Here is a 16,863-nt window from a genome sequence, read left to right on the forward strand (position 1 = left end):
AGCGCGCCCTCCTCCTCGCTTGTGGGAGAAGGAAAAGGCGCGGCTTCAACCGATTTGCATCTCCATCGCCCGCAATCTCCGCTTGAAGGCGTTTGTGCAACGCGATACGCCGTTTGCAAATTGCAAACCGGAGAGACTTCGTGAGCGCGCCAGAGACCAGAACCGAAACCGACACGTTCGGTCCCATAGAGGTCGCCGCCGACCGCTATTGGGGCGCGCAGGCGCAGCGTTCGCTGGCCAATTTCAAGATCGGCTGGGAGAAACAGCCGGCTTCGATCGTGCGGGCGCTGGGCATCGTCAAGCGGGCGGCCGCCGAAGCCAATATGGAGCTGAAGCGGCTCGATCCGGCGATCGGCAAGGCCATTATCGAGGCCTCCCAGGAGGTCATCGACGGCAAGCTGAACGACCATTTCCCGCTGGTCGTCTGGCAAACCGGCTCGGGCACCCAGTCCAACATGAACGCCAATGAGGTGATTTCCAACCGCGCGATCGAGCTTTTGGGCGGCGTCATGGGGTCGAAGAAGCCGGTGCATCCCAATGACCACGTCAACATGAGCCAGTCGTCGAACGACACCTATCCGACGGCCATGCACATCGCCTGCGCCGAGCGCATCATTCACGACCTGCTGCCGGCGCTGAGACATTTGCATGCGGCACTCGACGCCAAGACCAGGGCTTTCGCCCACATCGTCAAGATCGGCCGCACCCACACGCAGGACGCGACGCCGCTGACGCTCGGCCAGGAGTTCTCCGGCTATGCGGCGCAGGTCGCCTCGTCGATCAAGCGCATCGAAATGACCCTGCCCGGCCTGCAGGAGCTGGCACAGGGCGGCACCGCGGTCGGCACCGGTCTCAACGCTCCGGTCGGCTTTGCCGAAAAGGTGGCGGCGCGCATCGCCGCGGTCACCGGCATCGATTTCGTCACTGCGCCGAACAAGTTCGAGGCGCTGGCCGCCCATGATTCCATGGTGTTCTCTCACGGCGCCATCAATGCCTGCGCGGCGGCGCTGTTCAAGATCGCCAACGACATCCGCCTGCTCGGCTCCGGCCCGCGTTCGGGCCTCGGCGAACTGTCGCTGCCGGAAAACGAACCGGGTTCGTCGATCATGCCTGGCAAGGTCAATCCGACCCAATGCGAGGCGATGACACAGGTTTGCGTACAGGTGTTCGGCAACAATGCGGCGATCAGCTTCGCCGGCAGTCAGGGCCATTTCGAGCTCAACGTCTACAATCCGCTGATGGCCTATTGTTTCCTGCAATCGGTACAACTGCTGGCCGACGCTTCGGTGTCCTTCGCCGACAATTGCGTCATCGGCATCGAGGCCCGCGAAGACAACATCAAGGCCGCGCTCGACCGTTCGCTGATGCTGGTGACGGCGCTTGCGCCGACGATCGGCTACGACAACGCCGCCAAGATCGCCAAGGCGGCGCACAAGAACGGCACCACGCTGCGCGAGGAAGCACTGGCCACCGGGCTGGTTAGCGAAGCCGACTATGAGCGGCTGGTGCGGCCGGAGGACATGACGCATCCGGGCTAGGGTGTTGATATGCCTGGATCACAACACCCATGTTCATCGCGAAAACGTTACCTGGGTGAACAATCCGTAACCAATCTGACGTCTTTGGTGAACAGTCGACCTGCGCTAACTAGGCGGGTATCCCAAGCCGTTTGGCCAAACCCCTTCTGGAGAGTTACGCATGTCCACCAACACGTCCACCAACGCTTCGTTTGCCCGTTCCGGCACCGCCGCCGGCGCCTCGGGCACGATCCTGCTCGGCCGCCTCCTACTTTCTGTCATCTTCCTGCTTTCCGGTTTCGGCAAGCTGACGGCGATTGCCGGCACCGCCGGCTATTTCGGCAGCCTTGGCCTGCCGCTGCCGATGGTGACCGCCATTGTCGTCGGCCTTATCGAACTGCTTGGCGGCCTGGCCATCCTCGTCGGCTTCCAGACCAGGATCGTCGGCTGGGTAATGGCGATCTTCACCGTCGCCACCGCGCTGGTCGCCCACACCGGCTGGGCCGATCAGATGCAGATGATCAATTTCATGAAGAACCTCGGCATTGCCGGCGGCTTCCTCGTGCTCGCCTCCTCGGGCCCAGGCGCGTATTCGATCGACGCCAAGCGCGGCTGAAGCAGTCCAGCGTTCCTGAACAAAGGGGCGCGGAATTTTCCGCGCCCCTTTTTCGTTGTCGGTTCATATCCGCTGGCTGGAACTCTGCTAGGATCGGTCGCCGATATCGGAGGAGACCATGCCTCGCAATGCGCTGCTCTTGCTTTCCCGGCTGCTGCTCGCCGCGCTGTTCGTGCCGTCCGGCTTCCATGCGCTTGCCGACATCGCGGGCACATCAGGCTATTTCGCCGGCCTCGGCCTGCCGCTGCCGACGCTGGTGGCTTGGGCGACAGGCCTGTTCGAGTTGATCGCCGGGCTGCTCATCCTCGTCGGCTTCAAGACGCCGGTCGTGGCGCTGCTGCTCGCTGCCTTCTGCATCGCGGCGGGCTTCCTCGGTCATTATGGCCAGGGCGGCGACGATCCGACGCTGACCTTCATGCATTCACAGATGCTGATGAAGGACATCGCCATAGCAGGCGGTTTCCTGGCGCTGGCAATGGCTGGTGCGGGCGCCTGGTCGGCCGACGGGCGGCTGGTTGCAGCGAGCGCCTAAGCTGCCGCCCGGTTTATTCGGTGTTCAGAAAAACGAACTTTGCGAGACGGCTCACATTGACGGGCCAGCGAAGAGGACGAAGATCCCGGCAACCAACAGCTGCAGAACCTGCCTGGATTTCACGGCGTTTTCCTTCTTTCCTCAACGGTCGCGACGCGACAGCGCGGGCGTCTATTTGACAGACATGCCAGGCCCGCCCTCGACCGCCAGCACCAGCCGGCGGTTGGTGACCCTTGCCAGTTGTGCCAGCCGGCCAGCCGGCCGCTCGCCGTAAAGATCGGCCAGCGCTGCCGGCAGCACCAGCGCCAGCACGCCATTGCCGCGGTTTTCCCATTTCAGTCGCGGCATGACGCCGGGCATTGCCGCGCTCAGCAAATAGACGACGCGCAGCAGCGCGGCCAGCACGCGGGCGCGCTCGAGATAGCGCGGTGTCGCCAGCCCGCGGATTTCCGGAGCGGCTTCATTGAACACGCCCTCGTGGCGAAACAGGCTGACAAGCGCCAGGAAGGCGCGGCCGGGATGGTCGACGCCAATAAACGAGGCGTGAGCGATGATGTTGAGCGATTGCTTGCCGCGATATTCGGGATGGGCACGCCAGCCGATATCGGCGAGCAGGCAGGCGGCGTGGCGGTAGCGCGCCTCATCCCTGGTCTCGTCGATGCCGAAGGCGGCGAATGCCTTGCCGGTCCATTCGACAAGCTCATGCGCGTGGTCGACCGAGCGCGAGCGCAGGCGGGCAAGCTCTTCCGCAGCCGAGATCAGCGGATCGGCCTTCTGCTCGGCCTTGTCGAGCAGCGAATAGAGAAAGCCCTCGCGCACGCCCAGCGCCGACACGATGATCTTCGACGGCTGCATCGCCGCCATGATCTCCTGCAGCACGATGGCGCCATAGGGCAGCAGCGAGCGGCGGTTCTTGGAGATGCCCTCGATGCCTTTGATCTTGTCGATCTCGGCTTTGGCGACCTGCCGGAGGAAGTTCGCGGCGCTTTCGATGCCGATCTCGTAGTGGTGCATGACGCCGAGCGGGTAGTTGGTCATTTCCATGTGAAGCCGGGCGAGGTTTCGCCAGGTGCCGCCGACCGTGTAGAAGGCCCTGCCCTGCCCGCCCTTCAGCAATTTCGCCCGCGCCAGTTGCTCGCGCGTGATCCTTGCCGCCTGGGCCAGCGAGTTCTTCGCCATGTCCTGCAGGCGCAAGCCGCCCAACGGCAGCGTGATGCCGTCACCGATCGTCTCACCGTCGATATCGATCAGTTCGAGGCTGCCGCCGCCAAGGTCGCCGGCGATGCCGTTGGCCGGATGGAAACCGGAGATGACGCCGAGTGCCGAATAATGAGCTTCCTCGCGACCGCTCAGCACCTGGATCTCGGTCCTAAGCACATCCTCGGCGCGGTGGATGAAGTCGGGGCCGTTGACCGCCTCACGAGCGGCGGCGGTCGCCAGCACATACATGCGCTCGGCGCCGGCCTGGTCGGAGAGCGCGCGGAAGCGGCGGAACTCTTCCATCGAACGCGTCACCGCCTCGGGATCGAGCTTTCCGGTCGAAACGATGCCGCGGCCGAGGCCGGCCAGCATCTTTTCGTTGAACAGCAAGGTCGGCGAGCGCGCCAGCCCCTCATAGATCACAAGACGGATCGAGTTCGACCCGATATCGATGATGGACAGCGGTCGGCGGTCCTGGAGCCGGCCCTGGGACGCTGAAATCATCAGCCCGTCGCTGCGTTCTGTTTCTTGCGGCGTTTGAACTGCGCGATGCGCTTGGGCGCATGCGACTTCAACGCATCGCCCCGTCCGGACAGGCTCGGATTGGTCATGAAATATTCCTGCGCGTTGAACGGTTCCTCGCCCTCTTCCAGCACGACGCGCCGGGAGGTTCCGTCAGCCAATACGTCGAAACTTTGCTGGTTGTCCATGATGTTGCCGAGCATGATCTGGCCGAGCACCTGCTCATGCACAGTTGGATTGGTGATCGGCACCATGGTCTCGACGCGGCGGTCGAGATTGCGCGGCATCAGATCGGCCGAGGAGATGTAGACGATCGCCCCGTCCGAGGGCAGGCCGTGGCCGTTGCCGAAGCAATAGATGCGGCTGTGCTCGAGGAAGCGGCCGACGATCGACTTCACCCTGATGTTCTCCGACAGGCCGGGCACCTGCGGTCTCAGGCAGCAGATGCCGCGCACGACGAGATCGATCTCAACGCCGGCGCGGCTGGCATCGTAGAGCGCGTCGATGACGATCGGGTCGACCAAGGCGTTCATCTTCATCCAGATGCGGGCCGGTCTGCCCTCCAGCGCGTGGCTGATCTCATCCGAAATGTGCTGGAGGATGCGGTCGCGCAGCGTGAACGGCGAGATGGCCAGCCGCATCTGCTCGGCCGGCTCGGCATAGCCGGTGATGAAGTTGAACAACTGGGCGACATCGCGCGCGATTGTCGGGTCGGTGGTGAAGAAGGACAGATCGGTGTAGATGCGGGCGGTGACTGGGTGGTAGTTGCCGGTGCCGAGATGCACGTAATTGCGCAGCCTGCCGTCCTCGCGCCGCACGACCAGCGACATCTTTGCGTGGGTCTTCAGTTCGAGAAAGCCGAAGACGACCTGGACGCCGGCGCGCTCGAGGTCGCGCGCCCAGCGGATGTTGGCCTCCTCGTCGAAGCGCGCCTTGAGCTCGACCAGCGCCGTCACCGACTTGCCGGCTTCCGCCGCATCGACCAAAGCCCGTACGATCGGGCTGTCGTTGGAGGTGCGGTAGAGCGTCTGCTTGATCGCCACCACTTCCGGGTCGGCCATTGCCTGGCGCAGAAACTGCACCACCACGTCGAAGGATTCGTAAGGGTGGTGGACGATGATGTCCTTCTCGCGGATCGCGGCAAAACAGTCGCCGCCATGCTCGCGGATGCGCTCGGGAAAGCGCGGATTGTAAGGCGTGAACTTCAGATCGTCGCGGGCGACGGCGACGAACTCCGAGATCTGGCTGAGCGCCAGCGGACCGGTGAGCACGCTGATCCGGCTGGCCGAGACGCCGAGCTCGCCGGCGACGAAATCGCGCAATTCGGCCGGCATCGACCTGTCGAACTCAATGCGGATGACCGAGCCGCGGCGTCGCCGCTTCAGCGCCGTCTCGAACAGCCGCACCAGATCCTCTGATTCTTCCTCGACCTCGATATCGCTGTCGCGGATAATGCGGAACGTGCCGGAGCCCTTGACCTCATAGCCGGGAAACAGCTTGCCGATATAGAGACTGACCGCCTCTTCGAGTGGAATGAAGCGGACATGATGCTTGCGATCCGGCAAACGGATGAAGCGCCTCAGCGCCACCGGCAGGCGCAAAAGCGCGCTCATTTCCTCGCCGTTCTTGCGGTGGCGCAATTGCAGCGCCATCGAGAAACCGAGGTTGGGAATGAACGGGAACGGATGCGCCGGGTCGATCGACAGCGGGGTCAGGACCGGAAATACCTGCTCCTGGAAATGGTCCTCGAGCCAGGTCTTCTCGTCCTTGGTCAGCGCATCGCGGGTGATGCTTTCGATGCCTTGTTTGTCGAGCAGCAGCATCAGCGCCGAAAGGCTGTTCTGCTGGTCCTCCTGCAGGCGCTCGACCTCGCGCAGCAATTGTTCGAGCTGCTGCTCGGGAGTGCGCCCATCCGGGCTCTTCAGCACGATGCCCTCGCGCACCTGGCCGGCAAGACCGGCGACGCGGACCATGAAGAACTCGTCGAGATTGGCTGCCGATATCGACAGGAAGCGAACGCGCTCGAGCAGCGGATGATTGGCGTTCAGCGATTCTTCGAGCACGCGCCGGTTGAATTGCAGCCAGGAAAACTCGCGGTTGACGAAGCGGTCGGGGTTGCCGCCTTCGCGGCTCGCCGCCTCGACGGTGATGAATTCGCTCTGCACCGGCTTCAGTTCGTTCATGGTTTCCGCTCTTCCCACACCGTTCGACGACCACAGCCTTAACCGGCTTAACTTATCCTCTGACAGGCTTTTGCGACAGTTTCATTTCATCGATCTTGCAAAGAGATGGGTTATGATCCAGATGCAATCGACAAGATCAGGAGACGACGATGGCAGGCGGTTCCATTCCCCATTTCCAGAACGATGCGGGCTATCCGGCAATCGACATCGGCGTCAAGGAATTCATGTGCACCGGCGCCAATCCGCCTTTCGACCACCCGCATGTATTTCTCGATATGGGCGACGACAATGAAAAAGTCTGCCCCTATTGCTCGACGCTCTATCGCTATTCGCCCAAGCTGAAGGCATTGGAAACGCAGCCGCCGGGCTGCCTCTATATCGACCAGGCCGCCTGATTCTTCCGCGACAAGCCTGATGCGAGAAACGCAGTCCCGGCAGGTGGTCATCGCCGGGGCGGGCGTCGCCGGACTGACCGTGGCACTGGCCTTCGCCGAGCGCGGCTATCGGACAAAACTGTTCGAACAGGCGCAGCACCTCGAGGCTGCCGGTGCCGGCATCCAGCTTTCACCCAACGCGACATGCATCCTTCGACAATTCGGCCTACTCGATCGGCTGCTGCCGACGGCGGTGCGGCCGGAGGCGGTCGTGCTGAAGGATGCCGTCACGCTGCGCGAGCTGGCGCGCGTACCGCTTGGCCAGGCGGCTGAAACGCGCTGGGGAGCACCCTATCTCGTCGCCCACCGCGCCGACCTGCAGTCAGCGCTGATGGCGCGGATAGCCGAGCGCTCCGAGGTCGAGCTTGTCACTGGTGCCCGCGTCGGCGGCGTCGCAACCGGACCGAATGGCATCACCGCAACAGTCGAGATTGCCGGCACGACCATCGAAGCCGAAGGATCGTTGCTGGTCGGAGCCGATGGCGTCTGGTCGTCGGTGCGAGAAACGCTCGCCCGCAAGGCGGCCGATTTCCGGAGAAGCCGCTTCTCGGGCGAGCTTGCCTGGCGCGCAACGGTGGCCGCGGACAGCCTCGCCGGACAAGCCTTCAGGGTGATCGGAGCGCCCGATTGCGTTACCGCATTCCTCTATCCAGGCTTCCATATGGTCGCCTATCCGGTCAGCCGTGGCGCGGTCTTCAACCTCGCGGCCTTCACCAAGGGCGAGCGCATCGCCGAGAACTGGTCGGGGCATGCCGACCCCGCCATCCTCGCCAACGCCATGCGCGGTACCGCGCCGGCGCTGGTCCGTCTGGCGAGCGAGGCCGCGCCATGGACGGCATGGCCGATCCATACCGTCGAGCAGCGGCGGTGGACGACGCCGGAGGGCATAGCGCTGATTGGCGATGCGGCGCATGCGATGACGCCGTTTGCCGCACAGGGAGCGGCGATGGCGATCGAAGACACGGTAACCCTTGCCGGTTTCGTTGCCAGCTCGCCTGCCGACCTCAGCAGCGCGCTTGTCGCCTGGGAACAGGCGCGGCGGCCGCGCGTATCCCAGGTCGCCCGCCGCGGCGCCCTCAACCGCCTCGCCTGGCATGCGGCCGGGCCGGTGGCGATGGCCCGCAACCTGTTCCTGGCGATGCGCTCACCCGAAAAACTCGCCGCTGATCTGGACTGGCTCTATGGCTGGCGGGCGGACGCTCGGCGGTCCTAAGTCATCGGAGCCTTGTCAATTGTAAAGCCGCATCGACAGGCTAAGCGAGGCCGGCAGCGGGTTCCACCAGCCGGTGCGCAGGCCGGCGGTGCGCAGTGCCGCCGCCGCCCAGGTGTTGCAGCCGACCAGCGCGTTGAAATGGCCATTGGCTTCGAAGAAACGATCGAAACGGGAGTAGGCCGCATCCTCGATCGGCATGGCCCCGTTCGGTCCCTGCTGAAAACTCGCTGCAATGAAATCGAGCAGCGCCGCAAAGCGTTCCTCACTTACGTCGAAGCCGGCGACGTCGGGATGCGGCTCGGCGATTTCGCCTGAAATGTCGACATGCATCACCGAGGCATCGACGGTCAGCGCCTTCATCACCGGCACTGCCTTCAGTTCCGACCAGGTCGGCGTCTCGAGATAGAAGGCGCGGCCGCCCCAGCCGAAGACGATGTAGCGGACCTCCGCCATGTCGGCCGGAATGCCGGCATCGACCAGGAAGTGGAAGCGCCGGCGCACATCGTCGTCGACCGGGATGGCGATGTCGGTGTGGATCGGATTTTTCAGCACCACGATGCGGTGGCTTGCGCCGATCGGATCGGCAGCGGCCGCCGGCCAGAGCGGGCGCGGCAGCAGCGTGCCCAGCGCCACCGCAAGGACTGCTGCAACGACCAGCAGGTCGAGAAAACGAGCAAGCTTCTTCATGGGGAAGGCATAGGCCAAGCAATGTTCAAGGTGAAGCCTCTCCGGAAATTGCACAGCTGACTTAGCGCTTGACGCGTATCCTCCCCGGGAGGATATGCAGAGGCATGTCAGATCACCTCCACGCTTCGCATCCTTCCATCATAAAGCGCCTGAAGCGCGCGCAAGGCCACCTCGCGGCGGTGCTGGCGATGATCGAGGCGCATCGCCCTTGCGTTGATCTGGCGCAGCAGCTTCATGCCGTCGAACGGGCCATCAGCAGCGCCAAGCGCGAGCTGATCAATGATCACATCGAGCATTGCCTGACGGACAGCGTCGAAACCGGCGGCAACTCGCTGGCGGAACTCAAGCAGCTGGCGAAATATCTATGAATGCCATCGTAGCCCGCATTCTGGAATGGCTCGGGTTCGGCTCGCACGCCGCACATCATCACGGCGATCACGGTCCGCACGGCCACAGCCATGGCGTCATCGATGCGACAATTGCCACCACCGATCGGGGCATCTGGGCAATCAAATGGTCGTTCGTGATCCTGGCGATCACCGCAGCATTGCAGATGGTCGTGGTTGTGCTGTCGGGGAGCGTGGCATTGCTGGCCGATACGATCCATAACATCGGCGATGCGACCACGGCGATCCCGCTATGGATTGCGTTCGTGCTGGCGCGGCGCAAGCCGTCGCGGACCTTCACCTATGGCTTGGGCCGGGTCGAGGATCTGGCCGGCATCATCATCGTGCTCATCATCCTGTTCAGCGCTGTAGTCGCCGCCTACCAAGCCATCGACAGGCTGATCAATCCACAAGCGGTGACGCACCTGGGCTGGCTGGCGGCGGCGGGCATTGTCGGCTTCCTCGGCAACGAGGCGGTTGCCGTGTTCCGTATCCGCGTCGGCCGCGAAATCAACAGCGCGGCACTGATTGCCGACGGCTATCACGCCCGCACCGACGGACTTACCAGCCTTGCCGTGGTCATCGGAGCCACCGGCGTCTGGCTTGGCTTTTCCTTGGCCGACCCGATTGTCGGCCTGCTGATCACGATTGCGATCTTCGGTATCGTCTGGCAATCGGCCCGCTCGGTGCTGACCCGCGTGCTGGATGGAATCGAACCCGGTGTGATGGATGAAATCCGACATGCCGCCGAGCACGTTCCGGGCGCACGCATTGTCGATGCCAAGGCGCGCTGGATCGGTCATAGATTGCACGCCGACATCGCAATTGCCGCAGACGAAACCCTGCCGCTGTCGGAAGCGAATAACATCGCGGCGGCGCTGAAGGACGAACTGTCCCAGCATATGCCGGCCTTGGCTACGGCGAATGTGCGGTTTTCAACCGAACGTGGAGAGAACGACCATCCTCACCCTCACGAGACGTGCATGACGAAAACCACGGCCACGAGCACTGAAGGTCCCTTTTAGACGGCTACGGTCAGGTGACATCGATGACGACCATCAGCCCGCCGCCGCCCTTCTCCTCGACATTGTTGTTCGTGGTGTGATGCGGGATGTGGCAATGGATCAGCCATTTGCCCGGACGCTGCGCCTTCCAGATCACGTCGTAGCGCTGACCCGGCCCGACATTGACCGTATCGGCAAGGAAACGACCGGGGGCAGGGATCGTTTCGCCGTCGCGGGCAACGACCTCGAACGGTCCGCCATGGATATGCATCGGATGGATGAAGCCGTTGTTGGTGCCGATGAGCCGCACCTTGAGCGTCTCGCCAACCTTCATCGGGATCGTCTCGGTCGAGGGATAGGCCTTGCCGTTGATGGTGAAGAAATTCGGCATGCCGCCGTCCATCGGCATCGACGGGTAGGTCAGCCCTTCTCGCACCAGCCATTCCTGAAGCTCGATGACGTAATCCTGGTCGGCCGCGACCTCGTCGGCGGGATTGGCGGGATCGATGATCAGCGCACCGTAGAGGCCGAGCGCCTGGGTTCGGTCCGGCTTGGCATGTGGGTGATAGAAATAGGTTCCGTGCTGGGTTGCGGTGAATTCGTATGAATAGGATTGCCCGGGCTCGATCGGCGCCTGCGTGATCTCGGCCGGTCCATCCATCTGGTTCGGCAAGATCATCCCGTGCCAATGGATGGTCGTTTCCTCAGGCAGGCCGTTGGTGACGTTGATCCTGACCCGATCGCCCTGGCGAACGTGAATTCGCGGACCAGGAATCTGGCCGTTATAGGCATAGGCGTCGACCGCAACGTCCGGCAGGATCTGCCAGCGGACCACTGAAGGCCTGAGCTCGAATACCTTGACGCCTTTCTCAACTCGAAACGGCAGGTCCTGGTCACCCCTTGTCGACAGACCATAAGAGGCGGCCACGAGGCGCGGATCGGTGGCGGCCATGTCGCGCATTGCGTCGGCCGGCGTGTCGCGATCCATGATCATGCCTCGCGGCATGATCACCCCGCCGACGTCGCGTGCCGACAGCGTCAGGTTCAGCCAGTTCGCCGGCGCGATCATGCCGATGCCGAGCGCCAGCAGGGAGACGGCACCTAGGGCAGCGACCTGCGGCGTCGTGGCATCTGTCTCCATGTGATGGCCGCCGCCTTTGCCTTTGTGGGAAGCCATATCGTGGCGCTGCCCGCGATGGCCGCTGGCGTCGGCCTGCTGCATTTGCATCTGCGCATGTTGCCTCGTGGCAGGCTGCTCCCGGCCATCGATGCCGGCTGCCTGCGCGCGCTGCGTCATCAGCCCATGCTTCAGCCCCCGGGCGACCAGCCAGACATTGGCCGGGTAGGCAAGCGCAAAGCCGGCGATGACGCCGATCGACATCACGCCCCAGAACAACAGCTCCGTCGGTTCCATCGCGCGCATGTCGCGGCCCATCATCAGGAAGCTCATGACCGGTGCCATGCCGGCCATCATGAAGTTCATGGAGATGAACTCGGGCAGGAAGCTCTTGCGCACGTTCTCCCAATAGGTGCCGCCCATCATCGATTTCATGAACAGCGATTGGAAGATGAACAGGCCGAAGGCAAAGCCGGCCAGATATTCGACAATCAGGTCGATCCACATCGGCAGGCCGAGCGCCGCCGTGACGGCGGCGGCAAGAATGATGCCGGTGGCATCGCCGGCGACGCAGTGGATGGTGGAGCCGACGCCCTGCTTCCAGAGCGGCCGGGTGAAGAGTTCATGCTCGCCGGGCCGGGGCTCCTTGTCGGCGAGCACGTAGAGCAGCAAGCCGAGCGGACCCATATAGAGGGTGACCAGAATGAAGCCCCATTTCATCACCACCGGCTCGGGATTGTTGCGATATTGGTCGAAGCCGACATAAAGCGTCGAAGCCAGCGCCAGCGCGAACCAGACGACGAGGAAATAATCGATCGGTTGGATGAGCATCAGGATGAACCCGTGACCTGCCGCCGCACGCGCCCACGCGGCTCGCTATACAACTCCCAATGGCAATGAACGCAGCCAGCGCGCTTATGATCCGCGCCGGCCTTAGTTACCAGGTTGCAACGTGACCACTCGAACGACCTGAAGCACGCTTGCTATCTTCTCGCGCAACGCAAGGTCAGCGCTCGTCGAATATGCTCGGAGCCGAGCGAGACAGAGAGGCTTGATCCGCCGCTCTTGTCCCGAACCCGGCGTACAGGATCAATGCAGGATCTGCGACAGGAACAGTTTCGTGCGCTCGTGGCGCGGGTGGTCGAAGAACTCGGCCGGCGTGTTCTGCTCGACGATCTGGCCTTGGTCCATGAAGATCACCCGGTTGGCGACTTTGCGCGCAAAGCCCATCTCGTGGGTGACGCAGAGCATGGTCATGCCTTCCTCCGCCAGCCCGACCATCGTCTCCAGCACTTCCTTGATCATTTCCGGATCGAGAGCCGAGGTCGGCTCGTCGAACAGCATGATCCGCGGGTTCATGCACAGCGAGCGGGCGATCGCCACGCGCTGTTGCTGGCCGCCGGAAAGCTGGCCGGGATATTTGTTGGCCTGTTCCGGGATCTTGACGCGCTTGAGGAAATGCATGGCGATTTCCTCGGCCTGTTTGCGCGGCATCTTGCGCACCCAGATCGGCGCCAGCGTGCAATTCTCCAGAATGGTCAGATGCGGGAACAGGTTGAAGTGCTGGAACACCATGCCAACCTCGCGGCGCACCTCGTCGATCTTCTTCAGATCGTTGGTCAGTTCCTTGCCGTCGACGATGATTTTGCCCTTCTGGTGTTCCTCCAGCCGGTTGATGCAGCGGATCATCGTCGATTTGCCGGAACCCGACGGGCCGCAGATGACGATCCGCTCGCCGCGCATCACCTTTAGATTGATGTCCTTCAGCACATGGAATTCGCCGTACCATTTGTGCATGGCGATGATGTCGATGGCGACATCGGTGGTGGAAATGTGCATCTTGGCGGCATTGACCTTGATCTCTTCCGCGCTGACGGCGTTTTCTATGGCCATGACAAGGTCCCCTTTTTAGCGTTTGTGGCCGGTGTCGAGACGGCGTTCCGTGTACATTGAATAGCGCGACATGCCGAAGCAGAACAGCCAGAAGATGAAAGCCGCGAACACCAGGCCGGATCTGGCCGTCTGCGGCGTCGCCCAACTGGCGTCGGAGAAGTTCTGCTTGACGATGCCGAGGAGGTCGAACATCGAGATGACGATGACCAGGCTGGTGTCCTTGAACATGCCGATGAAGGTGTTGACGATGCCGGGAATGACCAGCTTCAGCGCCTGCGGCATGACGACCAGACCTATCTTCTGCCAGTAGCTGAGGCCGAGCGAATCGGCGCCCTCATACTGGCCTTTGGGGATCGCCTGCAGGCCGCCGCGCACCACTTCGGCCATGTAGGCGGCGGCAAACAGCGACACGCCGATCAGCGCGCGCAGGAACTTGTCGAAGCTGACGCCGGCCGGCAGGAACAGCGGCAGCATCACGCTGGCAAAGAACAGCACCGTAATCAGCGGGATGCCGCGTACCGTCTCGATGAAGATCACGCACAGCAGCTTGACGATCGGCATGTTCGAGCGCCGGCCGAGCGCCAGCACGATGCCGACCGGCAGCGACACGGCTATGCCGACGAAGGACAGGCTGAGTGTCACCAGCAGTCCACCCCAGAGCGGGGTTTCGACATAGGGCAGGCCGAACATGCCGCCGACCAGCAGAACGAAGGCGACGACCGGCAGTACGAAAAAGAGAAGAATGGCGTTCAGCCCCTTGCGCGGTACGCGCGGAATGAGCAGCGGCACCAGCAGCGCCACGAACAGGATGGCCACCAGGATCGGGCGCCAACGCCCTTCCAGAGGATAGCGGCCGAACATGAACTGGCCGAACTTGGCGTTGACGAAGGCCCAGCAGGCCCCGGTCCAGCCGTCCGGCTGGATGCCGCCCTGCGCCACGGTGGCGCAGACCGTGCGGTCCGGTCCCGTCCACTGGGCGTTGATGAAAGCCCAATTGACGATCTGCGGCAGGATCATGGCAACCAGCACGATGCCGATGATGGTCAGGATGGCGTCGCCGGTCGATGCGATCAGATTCTTGCGGACCCAGGCGGTGAGGCCACGCTCGCTCGATGGCGCCGGTTGGGCCAGCGCCATCTCCGTCCGCACCCAGGACATGTCGTGTTCCTGCATGTCCCTACCTCTCCACCAGCGCCATCCTGGCGTTCACGACGTTCATAATCGCCGACGTGATCAGGCTGAGCGCGAGATAGACAGCCATCATGATCACCACGCCTTCAACCGCCTGCCCGGTCTGGTTCAAGACCGTGCCGGCAGTCGCTGTCAGGTCCGGATAGCCGATGGCGATGGCGAGCGAGGAATTCTTGGTCAGGTTGAGATACTGGCTAGTCAGCGGCGGAATAACGATGCGCATCGCCTGCGGCACGACGACAAGCCTGAGGATCGATCCCGAGCGCAGCCCGAGTGCCGCGGCCGCCTCGGTCTGGCCTGCGCTGACGCCCCTGATGCCGGCGCGCACGATTTCGGCGATAAAGGCGGCCGTATAGCAGGACAACGCCAGATAGAGGGACAGGAACTCGGGCCTGACCTGAAAACCACCGACGAGATTGAAGGTCGACTGCTTTGGAAATTCGAAGCTCAGCGGAAAGCCGCTCAGCGCGTAGGCCAGCAGCGGCAGGCCGACAATCAACGCTATGGATGTCCAGAACACCGGGAATGGCTGTCCCGTCGCCATCTGCCGCTGCCGCGCCTTGCGGGCCACGAACCAGGCCATGGCGATGCCGAGGAGCAGTGCGACCAGGATCAGCCAGGAGCCCTCGCCCAATATTGCGCGGGGAAAATAGAAGCCGCGCTGGTTGAGGAAGGAGCCGAACGGCAGATTGATGCTCTCGCGCGGCGGCGGCAGCACGGCGAGCACGCCGGAATACCAGAAGAAGATGACCAGCAGCGGGGGGATGTTGCGGAACACCTCGACATAAACGGTGCAGATCTTCCTGATCAGCCAGTTATGCGACAGCCGGCCGATGCCGACGATGAAACCGATGATGGTGGCGGTGATGATGCCGACGACGGCCACGATCACGGTGTTGATAAAGCCGACCAGGATGGCACGGAAATAGGTCGAATCCGATGAATAAGCGATGGCGCTTTCGCTGATGTCGAAACCGGCGCGGCCCTTGAGAAAGCCGAAGCCGGAAGCGATGTGCAGCCGCGTCAAATTGGCGATGACGTTGTGGGTAACCCACCAGACACCCGCTACCAGCAGGACGAGGACCAGCGCTTGAAAGAATATGCCGCGGACGCGCGGATCATTGATGAAGGAACCGCGGCTTGGCTCCTCGCGAAGAACTTCCTGCGATGCCATTCGACAGTCCCCTGGAAAGAGAGACCGGAAGGCAGACGATCTGCCTTCCGGATCCATTTTCGATCAGCGGATCGGCGGAGCGTACTGCAGGCCACCCTTGGTCCACAGCGCGTTGATGCCGCGGGCGATCTTCAGCGGGCTGCCGGAGCCGACATTGCGTTCGAACATCTCGCCGTAATTGCCGACGGCTTTGACGATGTTGACGACCCAGTCATTGGAGACGCCGAGATCGGTGCCGATCTTGGTGTCGGCTTCCTGGCCGAGCACGCGCTTGATCTCGGGATTGTCCGAGTTCTTCATCTCGTCAACATTGGCCTGGGTGATGCCCAGTTCCTCGGCGTTGAGCAGCGCGAAATAGGTCCACTTGACGATGTGGTACCACTGGTCGTCGCCCTGGCGCACGGCCGGCCCAAGCGGTTCCTTGGAGATGATCTCGGGCAGCACGACGTGGTCGGCCGGCGAGCTGAGCGTCAGGCGAATGCCGTAGAGACCCGACTGGTCGGTGGTGTAGACGTCGCAGCGGCCGGCGTCATAGGCGGCGTTAACCTCATCCAGCTTTTCGAAGACGACGGGGTTGTACTCCATCTTGTTCGACTTGAAATAGTCGGCAAGGTTGAGCTCGGTCGTGGTGCCGCTCTGCACACACACCGCCGCGCCCGAAAGCTGCAGTGCCGAATTCACGCCCGGAAGCTTCTTGGCGTTGATCATGAAGCCCTGACCGTCATAATAGGTGACGCCGACGAAGTTCAGGCCAAGCGCCGTGTCGCGGTTGATGGTCCAGGTGGTGTTGCGCGACAGGATGTCGACCTCGCCCGACTGCAGCGCGGTGAACCGCTCCTTGGCACTGAGCGGCGTGAACTTGACTTTGCTGCCATCGCCGAAGACGGCGGCCGCCACGGCGCGGCAGAAATCCACATCGATGCCTTTCCATTCACCCTTGTCGTCAGGCGCCGCGAAGCCAGCAAGACCCGTATTGGTGCCGCACTGGATGAAGCCTTTCGCCTTGACGTCGTCGAGCGTGCTCGCCGACGCAGCCGAAGCCGCGAATCCAAACGCGGCGGCGCCCAAAACGCCGATTGCAATGTGTTTCATGACCCACAGACCCTTTTCTGTTTTTTCCAGGCGAACCTGACTTTTTCCCGTGTGAACGCAGCTATGTAATCCCGGCCCATCACCGGAATCGCGCATCGTAAC

14 protein-coding genes and 1 pseudogene are annotated in these 16,863 nt (G+C 62.8%); 7 read left to right on the forward strand and 8 right to left on the reverse strand.

Going from position 1 to position 16,863, the window contains the following annotated elements:
• Window positions 1–140 precede the first annotated feature (140 nt).
• The 3 genes from fumC to NKH80_RS00155 all read left to right on the forward strand — a co-directional run bounded on the left by fumC (window position 141) and on the right by NKH80_RS00155 (window position 2,665).
• Window positions 141–1,538: a class II fumarate hydratase gene (gene fumC, locus NKH80_RS00145; protein WP_352988922.1), complete on the forward strand. Its 1,398-nt coding sequence runs from the start codon at window positions 141–143 to the stop codon at window positions 1,536–1,538.
• Between the two features lie 160 nt (window positions 1,539–1,698).
• The gene (locus NKH80_RS00150) at window positions 1,699–2,133 is read left to right on the forward strand and encodes a DoxX family protein (protein ID WP_352988925.1); all 435 of its coding nucleotides are present in this window, start codon (window positions 1,699–1,701) and stop codon (window positions 2,131–2,133) included.
• Window positions 2,134–2,251: 118 nt separating this feature from the next.
• Window positions 2,252–2,665, forward strand: a complete 414-nt coding sequence (locus NKH80_RS00155; RefSeq protein ID WP_352508872.1) for a DoxX family protein — start codon at window positions 2,252–2,254, stop codon at window positions 2,663–2,665.
• Window positions 2,666–2,836: 171 nt separating this feature from the next.
• Here the strand turns inward: NKH80_RS00155 and ppx are convergent, their stop codons facing one another.
• Together ppx and NKH80_RS00165 are read right to left on the reverse strand one after the other, a co-directional pair.
• The gene (gene ppx / locus NKH80_RS00160) at window positions 2,837–4,369 is read right to left on the reverse strand and encodes an exopolyphosphatase (protein ID WP_352988928.1); all 1,533 of its coding nucleotides are present in this window, start codon (window positions 4,367–4,369) and stop codon (window positions 2,837–2,839) included.
• On the reverse strand, window positions 4,369–6,570 hold the full coding sequence (locus NKH80_RS00165; protein WP_352988930.1) for an RNA degradosome polyphosphate kinase: 2,202 nt from the start codon (window positions 6,568–6,570) through the stop codon (window positions 4,369–4,371). Before NKH80_RS00165 ends, ppx begins: the two co-directional genes overlap by 1 nt.
• Before the next feature lie 149 nt (window positions 6,571–6,719).
• Between NKH80_RS00165 and NKH80_RS00170 the strand changes: the two genes are divergently transcribed.
• Both NKH80_RS00170 and NKH80_RS00175 read left to right on the forward strand, forming a co-directional pair.
• Complete coding sequence (locus NKH80_RS00170) at window positions 6,720–6,965, forward strand: zinc-finger domain-containing protein (protein ID WP_254820632.1); 246 nt, start codon at window positions 6,720–6,722, stop codon at window positions 6,963–6,965.
• A 19-nt stretch (window positions 6,966–6,984) separates the two neighbouring features.
• Window positions 6,985–8,217, forward strand: a complete 1,233-nt coding sequence (locus NKH80_RS00175) for an FAD-dependent monooxygenase (RefSeq protein ID WP_352508874.1) — start codon at window positions 6,985–6,987, stop codon at window positions 8,215–8,217.
• Window positions 8,218–8,232: 15 nt separating this feature from the next.
• Here NKH80_RS00175 and NKH80_RS00180 read toward each other — a convergent pair whose 3' ends face one another.
• Window positions 8,233–8,904 (reverse strand): TIGR02117 family protein, encoded by a 672-nt coding sequence (locus NKH80_RS00180; protein WP_352508875.1) that lies wholly within the window; start codon window positions 8,902–8,904, stop codon window positions 8,233–8,235.
• Between the two features lie 104 nt (window positions 8,905–9,008).
• On the opposite strand from NKH80_RS00180, the gene NKH80_RS00185 reads away from it, so the two are divergent.
• Complete coding sequence (locus tag NKH80_RS00185; protein WP_023719742.1) at window positions 9,009–9,272, forward strand: metal-sensing transcriptional repressor; 264 nt, start codon at window positions 9,009–9,011, stop codon at window positions 9,270–9,272.
• A 5-nt stretch (window positions 9,273–9,277) separates the two neighbouring features.
• Window positions 9,278–10,231, forward strand: a pseudogene (locus tag NKH80_RS00190) (cation diffusion facilitator family transporter); the annotation flags it as partial.
• 94 nt (window positions 10,232–10,325) lie between these two features.
• Here the strand turns inward: NKH80_RS00190 and NKH80_RS00195 are convergent.
• The 5 genes from NKH80_RS00195 to NKH80_RS00215 all read right to left on the reverse strand — a co-directional run bounded on the left by NKH80_RS00195 (window position 10,326) and on the right by NKH80_RS00215 (window position 16,761).
• Window positions 10,326–12,242, reverse strand: coding sequence for a multicopper oxidase domain-containing protein (locus NKH80_RS00195; RefSeq protein ID WP_352740304.1), 1,917 nt, complete (start codon window positions 12,240–12,242; stop codon window positions 10,326–10,328).
• Window positions 12,243–12,500: 258 nt separating this feature from the next.
• Window positions 12,501–13,250, reverse strand: coding sequence for an amino acid ABC transporter ATP-binding protein (locus NKH80_RS00200; protein ID WP_031212005.1), 750 nt, complete (start codon window positions 13,248–13,250; stop codon window positions 12,501–12,503).
• Window positions 13,251–13,319: 69 nt separating this feature from the next.
• Window positions 13,320–14,477, reverse strand: coding sequence for an amino acid ABC transporter permease (locus NKH80_RS00205; protein WP_352824008.1), 1,158 nt, complete (start codon window positions 14,475–14,477; stop codon window positions 13,320–13,322).
• Window positions 14,478–14,481: 4 nt separating this feature from the next.
• Window positions 14,482–15,669 (reverse strand): amino acid ABC transporter permease, encoded by a 1,188-nt coding sequence (locus NKH80_RS00210; RefSeq protein ID WP_352753267.1) that lies wholly within the window; start codon window positions 15,667–15,669, stop codon window positions 14,482–14,484.
• Between the two features lie 63 nt (window positions 15,670–15,732).
• A complete protein-coding gene (locus tag NKH80_RS00215; protein WP_352649730.1) occupies window positions 15,733–16,761 on the reverse strand; it encodes an amino acid ABC transporter substrate-binding protein in 1,029 nt (342 codons plus the stop codon).
• Between the last annotated feature and the right edge of the window lie 102 nt (window positions 16,762–16,863).

Origin of the sequence: Mesorhizobium sp. M0904, from assembly GCF_040319475.1 — a bacterium.
In the GTDB taxonomy this organism is placed as follows: Bacteria; Pseudomonadota; Alphaproteobacteria; order Rhizobiales; family Rhizobiaceae; genus Mesorhizobium.

Bases quoted from the DNA above. Each gene is read 5' to 3' on its own strand.
- NKH80_RS00185 (WP_023719742.1), top strand. From the start codon at position 9,009: ATGTCAGATCACCTCCACGCTTCGCATCCTTCCATCATAAAGCGCCTG.
- NKH80_RS00205 (WP_352824008.1), bottom strand. From the start codon at position 14,477: ATGCAGGAACACGACATGTCCTGGGTGCGGACGGAGATGGCGCTGGCC.
- NKH80_RS00180 (WP_352508875.1), bottom strand. From the start codon at position 8,904: ATGAAGAAGCTTGCTCGTTTTCTCGACCTGCTGGTCGTTGCAGCAGTC.
- ppx (WP_352988928.1), bottom strand. From the start codon at position 4,369: ATGATTTCAGCGTCCCAGGGCCGGCTCCAGGACCGCCGACCGCTGTCC.
- NKH80_RS00170 (WP_254820632.1), top strand. From the start codon at position 6,720: ATGGCAGGCGGTTCCATTCCCCATTTCCAGAACGATGCGGGCTATCCG.
- NKH80_RS00165 (WP_352988930.1), bottom strand. From the start codon at position 6,570: ATGAACGAACTGAAGCCGGTGCAGAGCGAATTCATCACCGTCGAGGCG.
- NKH80_RS00175 (WP_352508874.1), top strand. From the start codon at position 6,985: ATGCGAGAAACGCAGTCCCGGCAGGTGGTCATCGCCGGGGCGGGCGTC.
- NKH80_RS00155 (WP_352508872.1), top strand. From the start codon at position 2,252: ATGCCTCGCAATGCGCTGCTCTTGCTTTCCCGGCTGCTGCTCGCCGCG.
- NKH80_RS00150 (WP_352988925.1), top strand. From the start codon at position 1,699: ATGTCCACCAACACGTCCACCAACGCTTCGTTTGCCCGTTCCGGCACC.
- NKH80_RS00215 (WP_352649730.1), bottom strand. From the start codon at position 16,761: ATGAAACACATTGCAATCGGCGTTTTGGGCGCCGCCGCGTTTGGATTC.
- NKH80_RS00195 (WP_352740304.1), bottom strand. From the start codon at position 12,242: ATGCTCATCCAACCGATCGATTATTTCCTCGTCGTCTGGTTCGCGCTG.
- NKH80_RS00200 (WP_031212005.1), bottom strand. From the start codon at position 13,250: ATGCACATTTCCACCACCGATGTCGCCATCGACATCATCGCCATGCAC.
- NKH80_RS00210 (WP_352753267.1), bottom strand. From the start codon at position 15,669: ATGGCATCGCAGGAAGTTCTTCGCGAGGAGCCAAGCCGCGGTTCCTTC.